Annotated in this window: 13 protein-coding genes and 2 tRNA genes; 3 read left to right on the top strand and 12 right to left on the bottom strand. The window is 72.5% G+C overall.

The features are described 5' to 3' along the window. Positions 1-170: 170 nt before the first annotated feature. The 4 genes from E0L36_RS11465 to E0L36_RS11450 form a co-directional block, all read right to left on the bottom strand. Positions 171-244, bottom strand: a tRNA-Met gene (locus E0L36_RS11465). Positions 245-508: 264 nt separating this feature from the next. Next, positions 509-2281 carry a tetratricopeptide repeat protein gene (locus E0L36_RS11460; RefSeq protein ID WP_258016144.1) on the bottom strand — a complete coding sequence of 591 codons (1773 nt, stop codon included), beginning with the start codon at positions 2279-2281 and terminating at the stop codon, positions 509-511. Between the two features lie 265 nt (positions 2282-2546). Next, positions 2547-2620 (bottom strand) — tRNA-Met (locus E0L36_RS11455). 138 nt (positions 2621-2758) lie between these two features. After that, positions 2759-5665: a UPF0182 family protein gene (locus E0L36_RS11450; protein ID WP_180928922.1), complete on the bottom strand. Its 2907-nt coding sequence runs from the start codon at positions 5663-5665 to the stop codon at positions 2759-2761. Between the two features lie 133 nt (positions 5666-5798). On the opposite strand from E0L36_RS11450, the gene E0L36_RS11445 reads away from it, so the two are divergent. Continuing rightward, positions 5799-6365, top strand: a complete 567-nt coding sequence (locus tag E0L36_RS11445) for a PPA1309 family protein (protein WP_180928921.1) — start codon at positions 5799-5801, stop codon at positions 6363-6365. 133 nt (positions 6366-6498) lie between these two features. On the opposite strand, the gene E0L36_RS11440 is transcribed toward E0L36_RS11445, so the two are convergent. From E0L36_RS11440 to E0L36_RS11425, 4 genes are all read right to left on the bottom strand, one after another. Continuing rightward, complete coding sequence (locus tag E0L36_RS11440) at positions 6499-7593, bottom strand: PDZ domain-containing protein (protein ID WP_180928920.1); 1095 nt, start codon at positions 7591-7593, stop codon at positions 6499-6501. Positions 7594-7618: 25 nt separating this feature from the next. Next, on the bottom strand, positions 7619-7864 hold the full coding sequence (locus tag E0L36_RS27605; RefSeq protein WP_180930090.1) for a hypothetical protein: 246 nt from the start codon (positions 7862-7864) through the stop codon (positions 7619-7621). Positions 7865-8076: 212 nt separating this feature from the next. Continuing rightward, positions 8077-8577, bottom strand: coding sequence for a molybdenum cofactor biosynthesis protein MoaE (locus tag E0L36_RS11430; RefSeq protein ID WP_180928919.1), 501 nt, complete (start codon positions 8575-8577; stop codon positions 8077-8079). A 166-nt stretch (positions 8578-8743) separates the two neighbouring features. After that, entirely contained in the window at positions 8744-9844 is a 1101-nt protein-coding gene (locus E0L36_RS11425) for an NAD-dependent epimerase/dehydratase family protein (protein WP_180928918.1), read from the bottom strand. Positions 9845-9983: 139 nt separating this feature from the next. Here E0L36_RS11425 and E0L36_RS11420 point away from each other — a divergent pair, with 139 nt between their 5' ends. Both E0L36_RS11420 and E0L36_RS11415 read left to right on the top strand, forming a co-directional pair. Then, entirely contained in the window at positions 9984-11543 is a 1560-nt protein-coding gene (locus E0L36_RS11420; protein WP_180928917.1) for a zinc-dependent metalloprotease, read from the top strand. Then, positions 11540-12106, top strand: coding sequence for an NUDIX hydrolase (locus tag E0L36_RS11415; RefSeq protein ID WP_180928916.1), 567 nt, complete (start codon positions 11540-11542; stop codon positions 12104-12106). Before E0L36_RS11420 ends, E0L36_RS11415 begins: the two co-directional genes overlap by 4 nt. A gap of 115 nt (positions 12107-12221) precedes the next feature. On the opposite strand, the gene E0L36_RS11410 is transcribed toward E0L36_RS11415, so the two are convergent. The 4 genes from E0L36_RS11410 to E0L36_RS11395 form a co-directional block, all read right to left on the bottom strand. Then, entirely contained in the window at positions 12222-12980 is a 759-nt protein-coding gene (locus tag E0L36_RS11410) for an AIM24 family protein (RefSeq protein WP_180928915.1), read from the bottom strand. 19 nt (positions 12981-12999) lie between these two features. Beyond that, the gene (locus E0L36_RS11405) at positions 13000-13683 is read right to left on the bottom strand and encodes an AIM24 family protein (protein ID WP_180928914.1); all 684 of its coding nucleotides are present in this window, start codon (positions 13681-13683) and stop codon (positions 13000-13002) included. 8 nt (positions 13684-13691) lie between these two features. Continuing rightward, entirely contained in the window at positions 13692-15347 is a 1656-nt protein-coding gene (locus E0L36_RS11400) for a TerD family protein (RefSeq protein WP_180928913.1), read from the bottom strand. 74 nt (positions 15348-15421) lie between these two features. Next, positions 15422-15988: a M48 family metallopeptidase gene (locus E0L36_RS11395; RefSeq protein ID WP_180928912.1), complete on the bottom strand. Its 567-nt coding sequence runs from the start codon at positions 15986-15988 to the stop codon at positions 15422-15424. Between the last annotated feature and the right edge of the window lie 185 nt (positions 15989-16173).

The raw sequence follows: 16173 nt of genomic DNA, 5'->3' as shown, positions 1-16173 counted from the left end.
GCCCCTTCGAACGCGGCCTGCTTCCCGCCCCGGCCACCCGGAAGCGCACACGGGAGCGGTAGCAGCCCCGGGGCAGGAGGCAGAGACCAGCGCGAGGCAGAAACCGAGAGGCAGAAGCGGAGACACAAGCGAGAGGGCCCGGATCCATTGGATCCGGGCCCTCTCATCAGTAGCGGGGACAGGATTTGAACCTGCGACCTCTGGGTTATGAGCCCAGCGAGCTACCGAGCTGCTCCACCCCGCGTCGATGTGTCTTTACTCTAACCCCGCGCTGACCAGCCGTGCAAATCCGTCCCCCGGCCCCACCGCACACCCCGTCTCGCGAACCCGTGCCCGCCCACCACGGACCGCCCCACCTCCGGCCGGCGGCCTCTCCGGCGCCCAGCTCCGCGTCCGCGCTCCCGTCCGGGCCCCGGGGCCGGACGCGACGTCAGGACGGGCGGGCCCCCGAGGGAGACCCACCCGCCCCACGCGCTTCCGGACGCCGTGTTCCGGCGCCTTCCGGCGGCTACGCGCCCTTCGCCGTCGACTCGGCGCGCAGCGCGTCCCGCAGCTTCGCGGCGCGCTCGGCGACCTCGGCCGGACCGAGTTCGATGGCGCGCGCGCACCAGTGCTGGCCGTCGCTCAACTCACCGCGCCGAGCGCTGATCAGGGCCAGCCGCAGCGCGGCCCGGCCGTGACCGCCCTCGGCGGCACGGGTCCACCAGAGCGCGGCCTCCGGCTCGCTGCCCTCCCGGGCGAGCAACAGCCCCAGGTTGAACGCGCCGTGGATGCTGCCCGCCTCGGCGGCCAGCCGGTACCAGCGGGCCGCGTCCACGATCTCGCCGCGCGCCGAGGCGCACATGCCCAGCCGCACCTGGGCCCGCCGGTGCCCCAGCTCGGCGGCGCGGCGGTACCACTCCTCGTACTCCGGCGGCTGCGCGCCCTCGGCCGGAGCCGAGGGGACCGCCGGAAGGGCGTCGCCGTCCTCCTCCCGGCCGCGGCGCTCCAGCAGCGAGCCCAGCCGGAAGGCGCCCTCGACGCTGCCGCCACCCGCGGCGTGCCGCAGGTGGCGTTCGGCACGCTCCGGGTCGTTCTCCCGCAGCAGCGCGATGCCGACCTGGAGAGCCGCCTCGGCGTGGCCGGAGGCCGCCGCCCGCTCGTACCAGTGGCGGGCGGAGCGCTCGTCCCCACGGGCCGCGTGCAGGATGCCGAGATTGAACGCGGCGTCCACACTGCCCGCCTCGGCGGACTTGGAGAACCACGGCTCGGCGCCCTCGGCGTCGCCCCGCTGCAACAGCAGCACGGCCAGCGCGTTGGCGCCCTCACGGTGCCCCGCGTAGGCGGCCCGGCGGTACCACTGCTCGGCCTGCGCGGTACGCCCCTGGGCGGCGCAGAGCAGCCCGAGGTTGAACGCGCCGTTGTCACACCCGGCGTCCAGGGCCGCCAGGTACCAGCGCTCGGCCGCCTGCCGCTCACCCCGGTCGGCGTGGAGCGCGCCGAGCGCGTTCGCGGCGTTGCCGTCGCCGTCGTCGGCGGCCTGCCGCCACCACACCTCGGCGCTCTCCTCGTCTCCCGCGTCCCGAAGGAGGAAGCCCAGCGCGCACGCGGCCCGTGGCTCGCCGTCCCGCGCCGAGGTGAGGTACCAGCGGCCCGCCTCCTTCAGCTCCCCGCGGCGCTCCAGGATGGTGCCGAGACGCAGCGCGGCCCGGCGGTGCCCCCGCGCCGCCGCCTGCCGGTACCAGCGCTCAGCCTCCCGCTCCAGCTCGGCCCGGCCGCTCTCGGCGGCCTCGGCCCGGGTGCCGGTCAGTCGGGCGACGCGGTAGGCGGCCTCGCGGTGGCCGCGTTCGGCCGCCGCCCGGAACCACTCCTCGGCGCCGCCCTCGCCCCGGTGCTCCAGCAGGTCGGCGAGCGCGTAGGCGCCGAGCACGTGGCCGGACTCGGCGGACTGCCGCAACCAGTAGTGGGCCGTCGGCTCGTCTCCCCGCTCACGGTGGTGACGGCCGAGGGAGTGCGCGGCGGCCGCGGACCCCGCGACCGCGGCGACGCGCCACCAGTCGGCGGCCTCCTCCGCGTAGCCGCGCTGGTGCAGCAGCACGCCGAGGTTGTTGGCCGCGGCGCGGTCCCCTCCGGCGGTCGCGGTCCGCAGGTGCGGTTCGGCTCCGTCGAGGTCCCCACGGCGCAGCAGTTGAGCACCGAGGACGCTGCCGGTGGCGATCTCCTCGGCTTCCTTCGTTCCCGTGCGGCGTGGAACGGCACCTCGCGGTCCGTTACGCCTGCCCTTGTCCCCCATAAGCTCCATCGTCGCACCACCCGCAACCCGCGTACACCTGGTATACCGCAGCCGGTGAGGTCACTTCGGCGGTTTGTCGACTTCCCGATACGGAGATACCTCAAACCAGTTACCGGTGGTCCGTGTATGCGAACGAGCCCGCGTGGCCAACCGCGCGGCGGACACGGGCGGGACGAGCCTCGCGGGAACTCGTCGGATCGACGAGGACGGGACCCTGTGGGAGCAACGAAGAGGGACCCGGAGTCAGTTGACTCCGAGTCCCTCTCGATATCAGTAGCGGGGACAGGATTTGAACCTGCGACCTCTGGGTTATGAGCCCAGCGAGCTACCGAGCTGCTCCACCCCGCGTCGATGTGTGCACAACACTACACCATGATCCGGGGTGCTCCGTTCGGGGTCGGTGATCGCATCTCGCTCCCGAACGGCGCCCGGGGGCACGGCCGTTGAGCGACCGTGCCCCCGGGACCCTCGTCACGGGTTCGCGACTCAGGTGTCGCTCGTCTCCTTACGCGCCTTCTCGGCTCGCTTCAGGGCCTCGTCCAGCTCCTTCTGGGCCTTGCCGTAGGCGTCCCAGTCGGGCGTTCCCTCCAGCGCGTCCTGGCTGTCCTTGAACGCGTCGAGAGCGTCCTGCACGGCCTCGTCCCGGCTGCCGGACCCACCGCCGCCGGTGCCCTGGTCCTCGTCCTTCTCCTTGTCTCCGGAGTCGGAGCCGCTGTCCTCGTCTCCCGAGTCCCCGGAGTCGCCGGAGTCGCCTCCGTCGGCGTCGAACACCTTGTCCAGGGCCTCTTCGAGGGTGTCCTCGAAGGCGATCTGCTCTCCGTAGGTCACCAGGACCTTCCGCATGCGCGGATAGTTGTTCCCGGTACCTCGGACGTACACCGGCTCGACGTGGAGCAGTCCGCCCTCCAGTGGCACGGTCAGCAGGTTTCCGTACTCGATCTCGGAGTCACCGCGTTTCAGCAGGTTGATCTCCTGCGCGATCGCCGGATCGGAGTTGAACTTGCTCTGGACCTGCGACGGACCGGCGACTCCGGTGTTGGCCGGGAGTTTCAGGATTCTGATCTTGCCGTACTCATCGCTTCTCGCGTCCGCGTCGATGGCCATGAAGGCGCCGAGCGTCTCGCGTTTGTTCGGGTTGTACGTCGTCGTCAGCGAGAACCGCTGTTCCTTCTGGTCCGGCATCCGCATACTCAAGTAGTAGGGCGGAACCGAGTTGCCCTTGTGCGTCGGGTCGTCCGGCACCTGCCAGCGCTCACTGCCGCTGTAGAACTGCGACGGCGAGGTGACGTGGTACGTCTGGAGCAGATCGCGCTGCACCTTGAACAGGTCCTGCGGGTACCGCAGGTGATCCATCAGCTGCTTGCCGATCTCGGACTTCGACTTGACGGTGTCGGGGAAGGCCTTCATCCAGGTCTTCAGCACCGGGTCCTTCGTGTCCCACTCGTACAGGTCCACGCTGCCGCTGTAGGCGTCCACCGTGGCCTTGACGGAGTTGCGGATGTAGTTGACCCGGTCCTCCTGGGCCACCACCGAACGCTCACCGTCGGTCAGCGAGTCCGCCGTGGTGTCCCCGAGCGTCGTGCGCGAGGAGTACGGGTAGCCGTTGGAGGTGGTGTAGGCGTCGACGATCCACTTGATCCGACCGTCTATCACGGCGGGGTACGGGTCGCCGTCGATCGTCAGCCACGGGGCCACCGCCTCGACGCGCTCCTGCGGCGTCCGCTTGTACAGGACGCGTGACCCCTCGCCGATCGCCCCCGAGTAGAGGATCTGCGGCTCGTTGAAGTTGATGGCGTACGCGGCCCGGTTGAAGGTGTTCGACAGGTTGACGCCGCTGTTGCCGGTGTAGGTGTAGGTCTTCTCACCCTCGTCGGTGGCGTAGTCGAGTTCCTTCTGCGGACCGCCGACGATGGAGTAGTCGGTGGTCTTCTCGCCGTAGTAGATCCGGCCCTCGTACTTGCCCATCTCGCCCCGGGGCGGCAGGTCCTGCTCGGTGAAGGCCGGGGCGCCGTCCTTGTCGACCTCGGTGCCCTTCGCGGCCACCATGCCGTACCCGTGGGTGTACTTGAAGTGCTGGTTGATCCAGTTCTTCTCCGGGATGCCCTCGGTGTTGATCTCCCGGAGGCCGACGACGGTGTCCTTCTCCTCGCCGTCCTTGTTCTTGTACCGGTCGACGTCCAGCGTGGCCGGGAACTGGTAGTAGCCACGCACCTGCTGCTTCTGCTGGTACGTGGGCGAGACGACCGTCGGGTCGAGGAGCCGGAGGCTGGCGGTGGTGTCGGCGGCCTGCCGCAGCGTGTCGTTCTTCTTCTTGCTGACCCCGGAGTAGTCGTTCACCTGCGAGTCATCGATGTCGTACGCCTTGCGCGTCGCCTCGATGTTCTTCTTGATGTACGGCGTCTCCTTGGCCTGCTCGTTCGGCTGGACCTGGAACTTCTGCACCAGCGCGGGGTAGAGGCCGCCGATCAGGATCGCGGAGAGCACCATCAGGCCGAAGCCGATCACCGGCAGCTGCCAGGTGCGCCGCCACAGGGTGGCGAAGAACAGCAGGGCGCAGATGATCGCGATGATGAACAGGATCGTCTTCGCCGGGAGGTACGCGTTGGCGTCGACGTACTTCAGGCCCGTCCAGTTGTCGGTGGCCTTGAAGTCACCCGACTTCACCGCGAGTCCGTACCGGTCGAGCCAGTAGGCGACGGCCTTGAGCGCCACGAAGACGCCGAGCAGCACCGAGAGGTGGCCGGTGGCCTGCGCGGTGGCCCGTGCCCCGGGGGTGGTCACCCGGAGACCGCCGTAGAGGTAGTGGACCAGGGCGGCGGCCAGCAGCGACAGCACGGCGGCGGCGAACCCGAAGCTCAGCAGGAAGCGGTACCAGGGGAGGTCGAAGGCGTAGAACGAGACGTCCTTGCCGAACTGCGGGTCCTTCTCGCCGAAGGAGACCCCGTTCACCCACATCAGCCAGGTGCGCCACTGGCCCGCCGCGGAGGCCCCGGAGATCAGGCCGACGAGGGCGGTGACGCCCAGCAGCACCCACTTCTTGTAGGGCGCGATCCCCATGCGGTAGCGGTCGAGGCTCTGCTGCTCCAGCGACATCGCGCTGAGCGGCGGCCGCAGCCGGTGCGCCAGCCAGATGTTGAAGCCGACGGCCACCGCCATGATCAGACCGAAGGCGGCGAACATGCCGACCTTCGTCCACAGGGTCTTGGTGAAGACGGAGGTGTACTGGACCGAGCGGTACCACAACCAGTCCGTCCAGAACCCCGCGAACATGACGAAGAGCATCGCCAGCACTGCCAGCACGCCCACTGTCATCAGCAGCGTCCGGGCACGCCGGGAGGGCCGACCCACTCTGATCCGTGGCCCGGAGGGGCCTCCGGAGCCCCTGTTCGGCATCTGGAAAGCCAAGGTGCGCACCTCGAAGATCGCGATGGATGAAGCTGGGCCCGCATAGTAAGGCCCACCCTTGCAACTTACTCAACCTTTACTCAGTTCCCGTTTCCGGGGTGGAAGACGGCACGATGTGGGCATGGAAAACCTGCCCCCCAACGGGACCCCGCTGGCCTCCGGCCCCCTCACCCGCGCCGTCCTGGAGATCGACGAGTACGCCTCGGGCCTCGGCTGGGACCAGCCCGCGCGGCTGTTCGCCCTGGTGGACACCGCCCGGCTGCGCGCCGAGGAACCTTCGCTCGCCGGCCAGCTCGGCCTCGACGACTCCGCACCGTCCCCCGCCGGTTCCCTCACCCCGGTGGAGCAGGAGGAGCTGCCGTCGGGCACTCCCCTGGACGAGTTCCTGGCGACCATCGCCTGGCCGGACGCGGTGGGGGGCTGTGCCATGACGGTGGAGCGGGTGATGCTCCCGCCCTCCGTCGAGGCGTCCGTCCCCCCGGACCTCGACGAGCGGCGGCTGGCCGAGTGGGTCGCGGCCCATCCGGAGCGGCAGGAGGTGCGGATGACCGTGGCCGTACTGCGGGACGGCAGCCGGGAGTCGGCGCTGCGCCTGCGGGAGAAGGACTCCGCGACGGAGGTGCTGACCGGCGCCGACCTGGTGCCCGGACTGTCGGAGGCGCTCCAGGCGACCTTCGCGGAGACCTGAGCGCGCGGCCGCCCGGGAGGTGTCCGCCGCCACCCGGGCGGCGCGGCCCCAGGCCGGCGCCGGAGCTGGAGCAGGGGCTGGCCGGGAGGCCGGGAGGAGTGCGAGACGGCGGAGGACGGCGGGGCTGTCGCGGTCAGTCCCGCTGGCACTCCGTCAGCTTGTCGGTGTCGCCCGCGCGGATCTTCTTGAGGGCGTCCATCGCGTCGTCCATGGTGGCGACCTTCACCAGCGTCAGCCCGTCCGGTGTGGTCCGGGCGGCGGTGGCGCAGTTGCCCTCGGGCGTGAGGAAGAACCGGGCGCCCTTGCTCCGGGCGGCGACGGTCTTCATCTGGATCCCGCCGATCGCGCCGACCTCGCTCCGCTCGTCTATCGTGCCGGTGCCCGCGACGAACTCGCCGCCGGTGAGGTCGCCCTTGGTGAGCTTGTCGACGATGCCCAGCGCGAACATCAGCCCGGCGCTCGGGCCGCCGACGTCCGCGAGCTTGATGTCGATCTCGAACGGGAAGGTGTGTCCCACGCCGGGGATGATGCCGACCAGCGCGCGGCCGTCGTCCTTGGCCTTCTCGGTGCGCACGGTGACCTGCTTCGCGTACCGGGCGGGCGGCTTCTCGCCCTTCTTCCCGGCCGCCGCGGCCTTGTCCGCCGGGATCACGGTGAACCGGACCCGCTCCCCCGGCTTGTGCTCGGTGACCAGTTCGGCGACCCGCTGCGGTTTGGTGACCCGGGTGCCGTCCACCGCCTGGATCACGTCGCCGGGGCTGAGCGACGTGTCGGCCGGGCCGCCCTTCGTCACCGAGTCGACGGTGACGTGCGAACTGACCGGCTCGTCGAGCTGCTGGAGTGCCGCGACCTTCGCGCTCTCCTGCGAGGCGCTGAACTCCGCGGCGTTCTCCTCGTCGACCTCCTCGGCCGACTTCCTCTCCGGATAGAGGGTCTTGTACGGGACCACCGCGCTGTCCCGCCGCAGCCAGCCGCTGACCGCCTCCACCAGGTTCATCCGGTAGTCGGCGCCGGTGACCCGCACCGTGGTCATGTTGAGATGGCCGTCCGCCGGATACACCGGGCGGTCCTTGATGCTGAGCACCGGCTCACCGTCGTGGTCCCCCAGGGTGTTCACCGTGGGTCCCGGCGACATCTGCGCGTACGGGACGGTGATCAGCGCCGCCGCGCAGAGCAGTGCTATGAGCAGCAGTGTCGAGGTGAGGAGTGTCGCGGTCCGCCGTGGCATGGCACGACAGTACGGGACGGCCGGGTCAGTCGGCCGCCCGGGCCGGTCCGTCCGGGCCCCCGGGGCCGCTGAGTTCGGCGGGCTCCCCGGCCCGGTCGTGCCCCGGCCGGGCGTCGGTGCGGGAGCGCTCCATGGCCGCGCGGAAGCGTTCGTACCCCGCGACGCCCGCGCTGTCCGGGGTGGTGGTTCGACGGCGCCCGGCCCAGAGGCTCCACAGCGCCGCCACCGCCGCGGCGGTGACCGGAATCAGCAGCCAGGCGAGTGCCGCCACACAGACCTCCCGACCTCATGTGCGCTCCGTGCCCGGTCGGACGACGACCAGCCGGCCAGCAGGGTAACCGTCGGACTCACAACGGTCGTGTCCGGGGGCCGGTTACGCAACCGGAACCGCCACCGCCCGCGCTCCGGGCCCCCGGCGGCCCCGTCCCGTTCCCGGGGCCGGGTCGGTTCCCGGGGCCGGGCCCGTCTTGACGGGCCGGGCTCCTAGACGCCGACCCAGTCCTGGGCGCCGTCGGTGTAGGTCTGGTGCTTCCAGATCGGGACCTCCGCCTTGAGGTCGTCGATCAGCCGGCGGCAGGCGTCGAACGCCTCCGCCCGGTGCGCGCACGCCACCGCGACGACCACGGCGGGGTCCCCGATGGCCAGTTCCCCCACTCGGTGGACCGCCGCCAGGGCGCGGACCGGGAAGTCCGCGGCGACCTTCTCCGCGACGCGGCGCAGTTCGGCCTCCGCCGTGGGGTGCGCGGTGTAGCCCAGCCGTGCGACGCCGCTGCCGCCGTCGTGGTCACGCACCGTGCCGACGAACAGCGCGGTGCCTCCGGCGGCGTCGTCCCCGACGGCCCGGTACACCTCGTCGACGGAGAGCGGGTCGGCGCGGACGCCGAGCAGCCGGATCGGGTCGGCCGCGCCTCGCTCACCGGGGTGCTCCTCCTGGCCGGCGGCGGGGCTCTCGGCGGACTGGTCGTACGTCTCCATGCCGCTCATGCTGCCGTACGCTGCCGGAATCCGGAACCAGCGGACGGGTGCGACGGACGCCACGGACGCGAAGGACACGACGAACGCGGGGCGTGCGACGTGTCCGCACGGGGGCGGGGCGGGTGGTCCTCCGGCGGGGCGGGGCGGACGTCCGCCGGGTGTGGGGCGCGGGCTGTCACAGTCCGCGGCGGCGGCGCACCCGGCGCACCAGCGCGGCGGTGCCGAGCAGCGCGACCGTCGCCCCGGCGGCCCCGGCGGCGGCGGTGGCCTCGGTGCGGCCGAGCCTCCGGCCCGCCACGGTGTGCCGTCCGGCGACCTCCTCCAGCAGCTCGGCGAGGGCCTCCTCGTTGGTCCAGCGGGGCCGCCAGCCCGCGGCGTGCAGCCTGCTGCCGGACACCACCCAGGGGTACATGGTGTACGCGAGGTCCCCGGCGGGTGAGGGGGTCAGGCCGAGCCGGTGGAGGCGGGAGGCGGCGCCGAGCGCCACGCTGGACGGGAGTTCCATGCGCCGGATCCCGGTCAGCTCCTCGACCTCCTCCTGTTCCAGCCAGCCCTCGCAGCCGACGGCGAGGTCCCCCTCGGCCCTCTCCAGCGCCGCGTACTCCAGCGCGGACACCAGGTCCTCGACGTGGCAGAACTGCCAGCAGGGCCGGGAACCGGCGACGACCAGCAGGCGCGGCGACTCGAAGTAGCGGGTGAGCGCCGTGTCCATGCCCGCGCCGACCAGCACGGCGGGGCGCACGACGGTGACGTTCAGCCCGGGGTGGGCGCGGGGCGCGCGCCGGGCGAGGCGCTCGATCTCCAGCAGGTCGCCGACGCCGGTGGCCTCGGCGGTGGCCCGCAGCTCGGCGTCCTCGGCGAGCGGTACGTCGTTGTCCTCCAGCGCCCCGTACACCATGGCGGAGGTGCAGAGCACGACCCGGCGGACCCCCGCGGCGGCGGCCGCGGTGAGGACGGTCTGGGTGCCGCGCACGTTGTAGGCGGTGCGGGCGGCGGGGTCCGACTCCAGGTCGAGGTCGAGGGCGAGGTGGACCACCACGTCCACCGGGTCGCCGTCGCCGCGCAGCCGCTCGGCGATGGCCGGATCCCGGATGTCCAGGGTGTGCCAGCGGGCGCCGGTGTTCTCCCCGCGCCGCTCGTCGAGCGCGACCACCTGCCGGACGTCCGACGTCCCCGTCAGCCTTTCGACCAGCAGCGCACCCACTCCCGAGGCAGCGCCGGTCACGGCGATGGTGGGGGTTCGCGCTACGCGAACGGGGGTCTCGGAGGAACTCACCGGGCGTCTCCAGCGGTTGTTTCTGGTACGGGGTGCGCAGGCCCATCCTGCCTGACGGGTGTCTAGGCTGGAGACCGAGCCCGTCAGATCGCATCGATGATCTTCACCGACCGTCCGACGACACAGAGCCGAGGAAACCGTGAGTGACATCCCATTCGGATTCGGCGTACCTCCAGAGGAGCCCGAGGACGGGGACGAGAACAAGAAGAAGCCGGGCGAGGGCGGCACACCGGGGCCGTTCGGCTTCGGACCCGGTCAGGCCGGGGGCGCGGGCAACCCGCTGGCGGCCATGTTCGGCTCGCTCGGCGCGGGCCAGGGCGGCTTCGACCCGAACGACCTGGGCGCCGCGTTCCAGCGCCTCGGGCAGATGCTCTCCTACGAGGGCGGCCCGGTGAACTGGGACATGGCCAAGGACATCGCCCGGCAGACGGTCGCCGCGGGCGGCGCTCCGGGCACCACCCCCACCGGGGCCGACACCAGCGTCAGCCAGCAGGACCGTTCCGCCGTGGAGGAGGCCGTCCGCCTGGCCGACCTGTGGCTGGACGGGGTGACCTCCCTCCCGTCCGGCTCCAGCTCGGCGGTGGCCTGGAGCCGCGCCGAGTGGATCGAGGCCACCCTGCCGGTCTGGAAGGACCTGGTGGACCCGGTCGCGGAGCGGGTCGGCGCCGCGATGGGCGGTGTCCTGCCGGAGGAGATGCAGGCCATGGCGGGCCCGCTGCTCGGCATGATGCGGTCGATGGGCGGTGCCATGTTCGGTACCCAGATCGGCCAGGCGCTGGGCGTCCTCGCGGGCGAGGTCGTCGGTTCGACGGACGTCGGTCTGCCGCTGGGCCCGGCGGGCAAGGCGGCGCTGCTGCCGGTGAACGTCGCGGCGTTCGGCGAGGGCCTGGGGGTGCCGCGCGAGGAGGTGCGGCTCTACCTGGCGCTGCGCGAGGCGGCGCACCAGCGCCTCTTCGTCCACGTGCCGTGGCTCCGTTCGCACCTGTTCGGCGCCGTCGAGGGGTACGCGCGCGGCATCACGGTGGACACCGCGAAGCTGGAGGACCTGGTCGGGCAGCTCGATCCGCAGCGCCCCGAGGAGTTGCAGGAGGCGCTCCAGCAGGGCATGTTCCAGCCGGAGGACACCCCCGAGCAGCAGGCGGCGCTGGCCCGGCTGGAGACGGCGCTCGCACTCGTCGAGGGCTGGGTGGACGCGGTGGTGCACGCCGCCGCCGAACCGCACCTGCCGTCGGCGCTGGCGCTGCGCGAGACGCTGCGGCGCCGTCGGGCCAGTGGCGGTCCCGCCGAGCAGACCTTCGCCACGCTGATCGGGCTGGAGCTGCGCCCGCGGCGGCTGCGGGACGCGGCCCGGCTGTGGGCCTCGCTAGCGGACGCCCGGGGCCCGGAGGGCCGGGACGCCCTCTGGGCGCACCCGGACATGCTGCCGACGGCCGGTGACCTCGACGACCCCGACGGCTTCGTCCACCGCGAGCAGCCGGACTTCTCCGAGCTGGACCGGATCCTCGGGGACGCGGCGGCGGGCGGCTCCGGGGCGAGCCTGGACAAGGGCCCGAGGGAGCCCGGCGACGCGGATGGCGGGCGGAACGCCCCGGACGGGCCCGGCACGTCGGACGAGCGGCGCGACGGCGGCGGGAACGCCCCGGACGACGGGGGTTCCGGCGGCTCCGGGGACTCCGGTCCGGCGGACGGCGGCCGGTGAGCCCGCGGGCTGACGCGGCGGAAGCGGGCGCGGAGCACGGCCTCCGGGAGGAGGCGGCGCGGACGCTGGAGGAGTGGGCCGCGCCGGACGCTGGCCAGGAGCGGCTGCGCCGCGACTACCTCGACCATCTGCTCGGCCGCCCGGACGCCATGTGGCGTTCCTGCGCCGCCGGGCATCTGACGGCCAGCGCGCTGGTCGTCGACCCGGAGCGGGAGCGGGTGGTGCTGACGCTCCACCGCAAGCTGCGGCTCTGGCTCCAGATGGGCGGTCACTGCGAGCCGGGGGACCGCTCGCTGGCGGGTGCCGCGTCCCGGGAGGCGGCGGAGGAGTCGGGCATCGCCGGGCTGCGGCTGCTGCCGGGCGGGCCGGTCCGGCTGGACCGGCACCACACGCCCTGCGCCTGGCATCTGGACGTGCAGTACGCGGCGTTGGCGCCGTCGGGTGCGGTGGCCGAGATCAGCGAGGAGTCGCTGGACCTGCGCTGGTACGCCTACGAGGAGGTGGCCGCCGTCGCCGACGATTCGGTGGTGCGGCTGCTGGAGGCGACGCGGGCGCGGCTCTGAACGGCGCGGGCGCCTGGCGCCCCGTCCCGCCCCCGCCTGGTCGGCGCGCGGCCGCGCGGCGGGGCCCGAAGGGGGAGGCCCCGGGAGGTTTCGCTGAACTCCCCGGGGCCACCGGTCAGTTGGTGAAGATGTTGCCGCTGTTCTGGCCCGCGGCGCCCTGCGGCCCCATGCCGTACTGGGCGCGCAGTCCGTTGCCGATCTGGGCGTGCTGCGGTGGCAGTACCTCGCTGGGCTGCACCAGGGCGTACCCCTGGCCGAGGAAGCTCAACTCCCAGCCCTCACCGGTGTTGCCGCGCCGCCGCCAGACACCGGAGGCACTGGTCTGTGCCTGGAGCTGCACGCGCAGCCCGGACGACCAGGCGACCACGGCGTCCGCGTCGGCGTTCGCGTAGGTCTCCGGGGTGACCCGCAGCATCAGCGGCTGGCCGGAGGTCATCAGCACCACCTTGCCCTGGCCGGTGATGTTGAGGGTGTGCTTGCCGGTGCCCGAGACGCCGTGCTGGCTGTCCACGGAGATGACCTCCCAGTGCAGGTGGGAGTCGAGCGCCAGCACGTAGCCGCTGTCGACGGTCAGGCCCTCGTGGTCGACGTCCAGGATGTGCACGTACTGGCCGAGGTTGGCGAGGAAGACGGTGCCCTGCCCGGAGCAGCGCATCAGGTCCAGTCCCTCGCCGGTCATCGCGCGCGCCTGCCGCTGCCCGCGCGACTGGAACTCCGCGTCGAACTCCAGCAGCCCCTGGTAGGCGACCATGCTGCCCTGCCGGGCGAGCAGGTCCTCGTGGCCGGTCAGCGCGACCCGCAGCAGTGTCGGGTTCTGTAGGGCGTAGCGGTCCTGCGACTGCACCTCGGTGTAGCCGAACAGTGAACTCTGCATGGTGCGTTCCTCTCCCCCGTCAGCCGCGGGCCCGCAGCCGGTCCGTGCTGTCCTCGCTGGGCTGGACGACGACGAACCCCTCACCGGAGAACGCCATCTGGTACGCCTCGCCGCTGCCGCGCCCGATCATCGAGGACGCCTTGAAGCTGCGCTTGCCCTTCATCTTGAGGTGCGTGGACCAGGCGACGAGCGCGTCCGGGTCGACGCAGGTCTCGTCGTCCCCCCGGCCGCAGTCCACGACGATCGGCGTGCCCCGGGTGGTGATCGCCATCCAGCCGGTGCCGGAGACCGCCACGTTGAACAGGCCCTGGCCGGCGAACTTGGCCATGCCCTTGACCCGTTGCACACCCCACTCCAGGTGGGCGTCGAAGGCGAGCAGGTTGGTGCCGTTGACCGAGATGGTCTCGTTGTTCAGCCCGAGCACGACCACGTCGGCACCGTAGTCCGCGAGGTAGAGCTGCCCGTCGCCGTGGCACCGCATCAGCGGCGCGCCCTCCCCGGTGAGCCACTGGGAGGCGCGCTGGCGCACGGCGGGCGGGTTGGGTTCGTACTGCACAAAGCCCTCGTAGGCCACCATCGAACCGACGCGCGCGAACAGGTCGTTGCCGCTCCGCATCGCGACCCGCAGCATGTGCGCGCCGTGGTTCTCCATCCGGGCGGTGGGCTGCGCCGCTGCGTAGCCCGAGATGAGCTGCTGGTTCATGGCTGACCTCAGACCTCGTACGGCTGGACGACGATGAAGTTGCCGGGGGCGCCCCGGAACTGGAGGTTGACGCTCTCCCCGCTGTGTCCCGGGTAGGCCTGGCGGCGCAGCCTGACCTGGCTGGAGACGATCACCTGCGCGGCCGAGGACCAGGCGACGACGGCGTCCGCGTCGGCGAAGGTGGTGGGGGTCACCGGCAGCACCACCGGGGTGCCGCGCGTGGTGACCACGACGGTGCCGGTGCCCTGGAACTGCATGGTGAACAGGGCGCCGCCGGGTATGCCGTGGCCCTCGATCCGCCGCACCTCGTGGTGCAGGCTCTCGTCGAACGCGAGCACGTGCTCGGCGGAGACGCAGATGCCGTCCCCCTGGAGCTCGATGGGGTGCAGGTAGGCGGCCTCCTCCGCGAGGAAGACCTGCCCGCTGCCGGTGCAGCGCATCAACTGCATCTCCTGGCCGGTGGCGTTGCCGACGACGCGGCCCCGGAACCCGGCCCCCTTGTAGCCGAAGTCGACCTTGCCCTGGTACAGGACCATGCTGCCCTGCCGGGCGAGCACCGGCTGCCCCTGCACGCCGAGGTCGACGCGGGCCAGCTGGCCGTTCTGGAGCGTCCACCGCTGCCCGGTGGGGGCCTCGCGGTACTGCTGGAAGACGGCGCCGATGCCGGCGGGCGGGGTCTGCGGTACCGCGTACCCGGCCTGTGGGGCGCCGGGCGGCGCCTGCGCTCCGGGTTGCTGCGCGAACGGGTTGGCCATCGGCTGTCCCGGGAGCGTGGGCCCGCCCATCGGGGGCTGCGGTGACTGCGGCGCGGGCGGCTGCGGTGGCTGCGGCGCGAACGGGGCGCCGGGAGGCTGCGGCGCCGCGCCGGGAGGCGCGAACACGCCGGGCTGGGTGGGCTGTTGCGACGGGGCCGGTGGGCCCGGCTGGGTCGGCGCCGCGGGCTGCGGAGCCGCGGGGGGCGGGCCGGTGGGGGCGGGCGCGCCGAACTGCGGCGCGGGCGCCGGGGGCGGCTGCGGCGCGGCCGGGGGTTCCGGTGCGGCGGGCGGGGCGAAGGCGGGGGGCGGCGCGGCGCTCTGTCCCGGCGGGGCGAAGCCGGGCACGGCCGCCGGTTCCGGCGCCGCCTCCGGCTCCTCTTCCAGCACCTCGCCGCCGAAGTTCCGCAGCAGCGCGTCCAGTCCGCCGTCGAAGCCCTGGCCGACCGCGGCGAACCGCCAGACGTCCTTGACGTAGAAGTCGCCCAGCATCACCGCGCGTTCGGTGCTGAACTCGGTGCCGCTGAACGCGTAGCGGGCGACCTCGTCACCACCGGCGACGATGCGGATGTAGCCGGAGGTGATCTGCGACATCTGACCGGCGCCGTCCAGCGCCGCGGTGAACGACAGCTTCTGGATCCGCTCCGGGACGCGGTCCAGCGTCACCCGGAAGGACTCGGTGTCCCCGGCCTGCGGGCCGAGGAGTTGGATCGACTCCTCGGGTGAGGTGGGCTGGTTGAAGAAGACGAAGTACCGGTCGTCCGAGAGCCGTTCGTCGGCGTCCAGACCGAAGCAGCTGATGTCGAAGGACAGCCCCTGCCCCTCGATCCGCACCCCGACGTAGAGGTCCGTCCCGGCCGTCAGGTCACTGACCCTGGCCTTGTGTCCGCGTTGGAATTCCCTGCTGGCCATGCGTAACGACCGTCCCCCATCCGACGTGGCTGTGTGTGCCTCAGCCCGGCCAGGTTATCCGGTGAACCGCGCGGTCACTCTCCCCGGTCAGCGTCCCGCTCCCCCTCGGCGAGGTGCGGCAGCCGGGCCGCGGACGCCACCCCCTCCAGAAAGCCACGCGCCCGTTCCGTCCGGGGATAGCACTCCAGCAGTCGCCAGAACCGCGCGCCGTGCCCGGGCACCAGCAGATGCGCCAGCTCGTGCAGCAGGACGTAGTCGACGACGTAGCCGGGCATCCCCTGGAGCCGGTGCGAGAGGCGGATGCTGCCCTCCGCCGGGGTGCAGGAACCCCAGCGGGTGTTCTGGTTGGTGACCCACCGCACCGAGCTGGGCCGGGCCCGCCCCTCCAGGTACCGCGTGGACAGGCGCGCCGCCCGCTCCTCCAGCTCGCCGTCGCCCAGCCGGCGCCGGCTCTCCTGGGCGGCCAGCTTGTCGAGCATCACGCCGACCCAGCGGTCCTCCTCGGCGGCCGACATCCGCGCCGGGATGAGCACGATGGTGCGCCCGCCCTCCCGGTAGGCGGAGACCGTGCGGCGGCGCCGTGCGCTCCGTCGCACTTCGACCGCGCTCCGGTTGACGCTGTTCAGAGGGTCGGAAGGCACCCCTCGACCGTACCCGTCCCGACCGGTGACGTCCCCGTCGCCCGGCAGGTTCCGCACGATTCCCCGAGCGAGCACACTGCTTGTCGCACCAACGCCCGCGCTTGTGGATAACTCACGTCACGCCTTCCCCCTCTCCCCACATACTGACGACGCACGCGACACCCGACCCAGCCAACCCACCCACC

It is taken from the genome of Streptomyces sp. AJS327 (assembly GCF_013450295.1).
GTDB lineage: Bacteria > Actinomycetota > Actinomycetes > Streptomycetales > Streptomycetaceae > Streptomyces.
The sequence above is the reverse complement of the archived record's forward strand: the minus strand, read 5'-3'. Positions and strand labels throughout refer to the sequence as shown.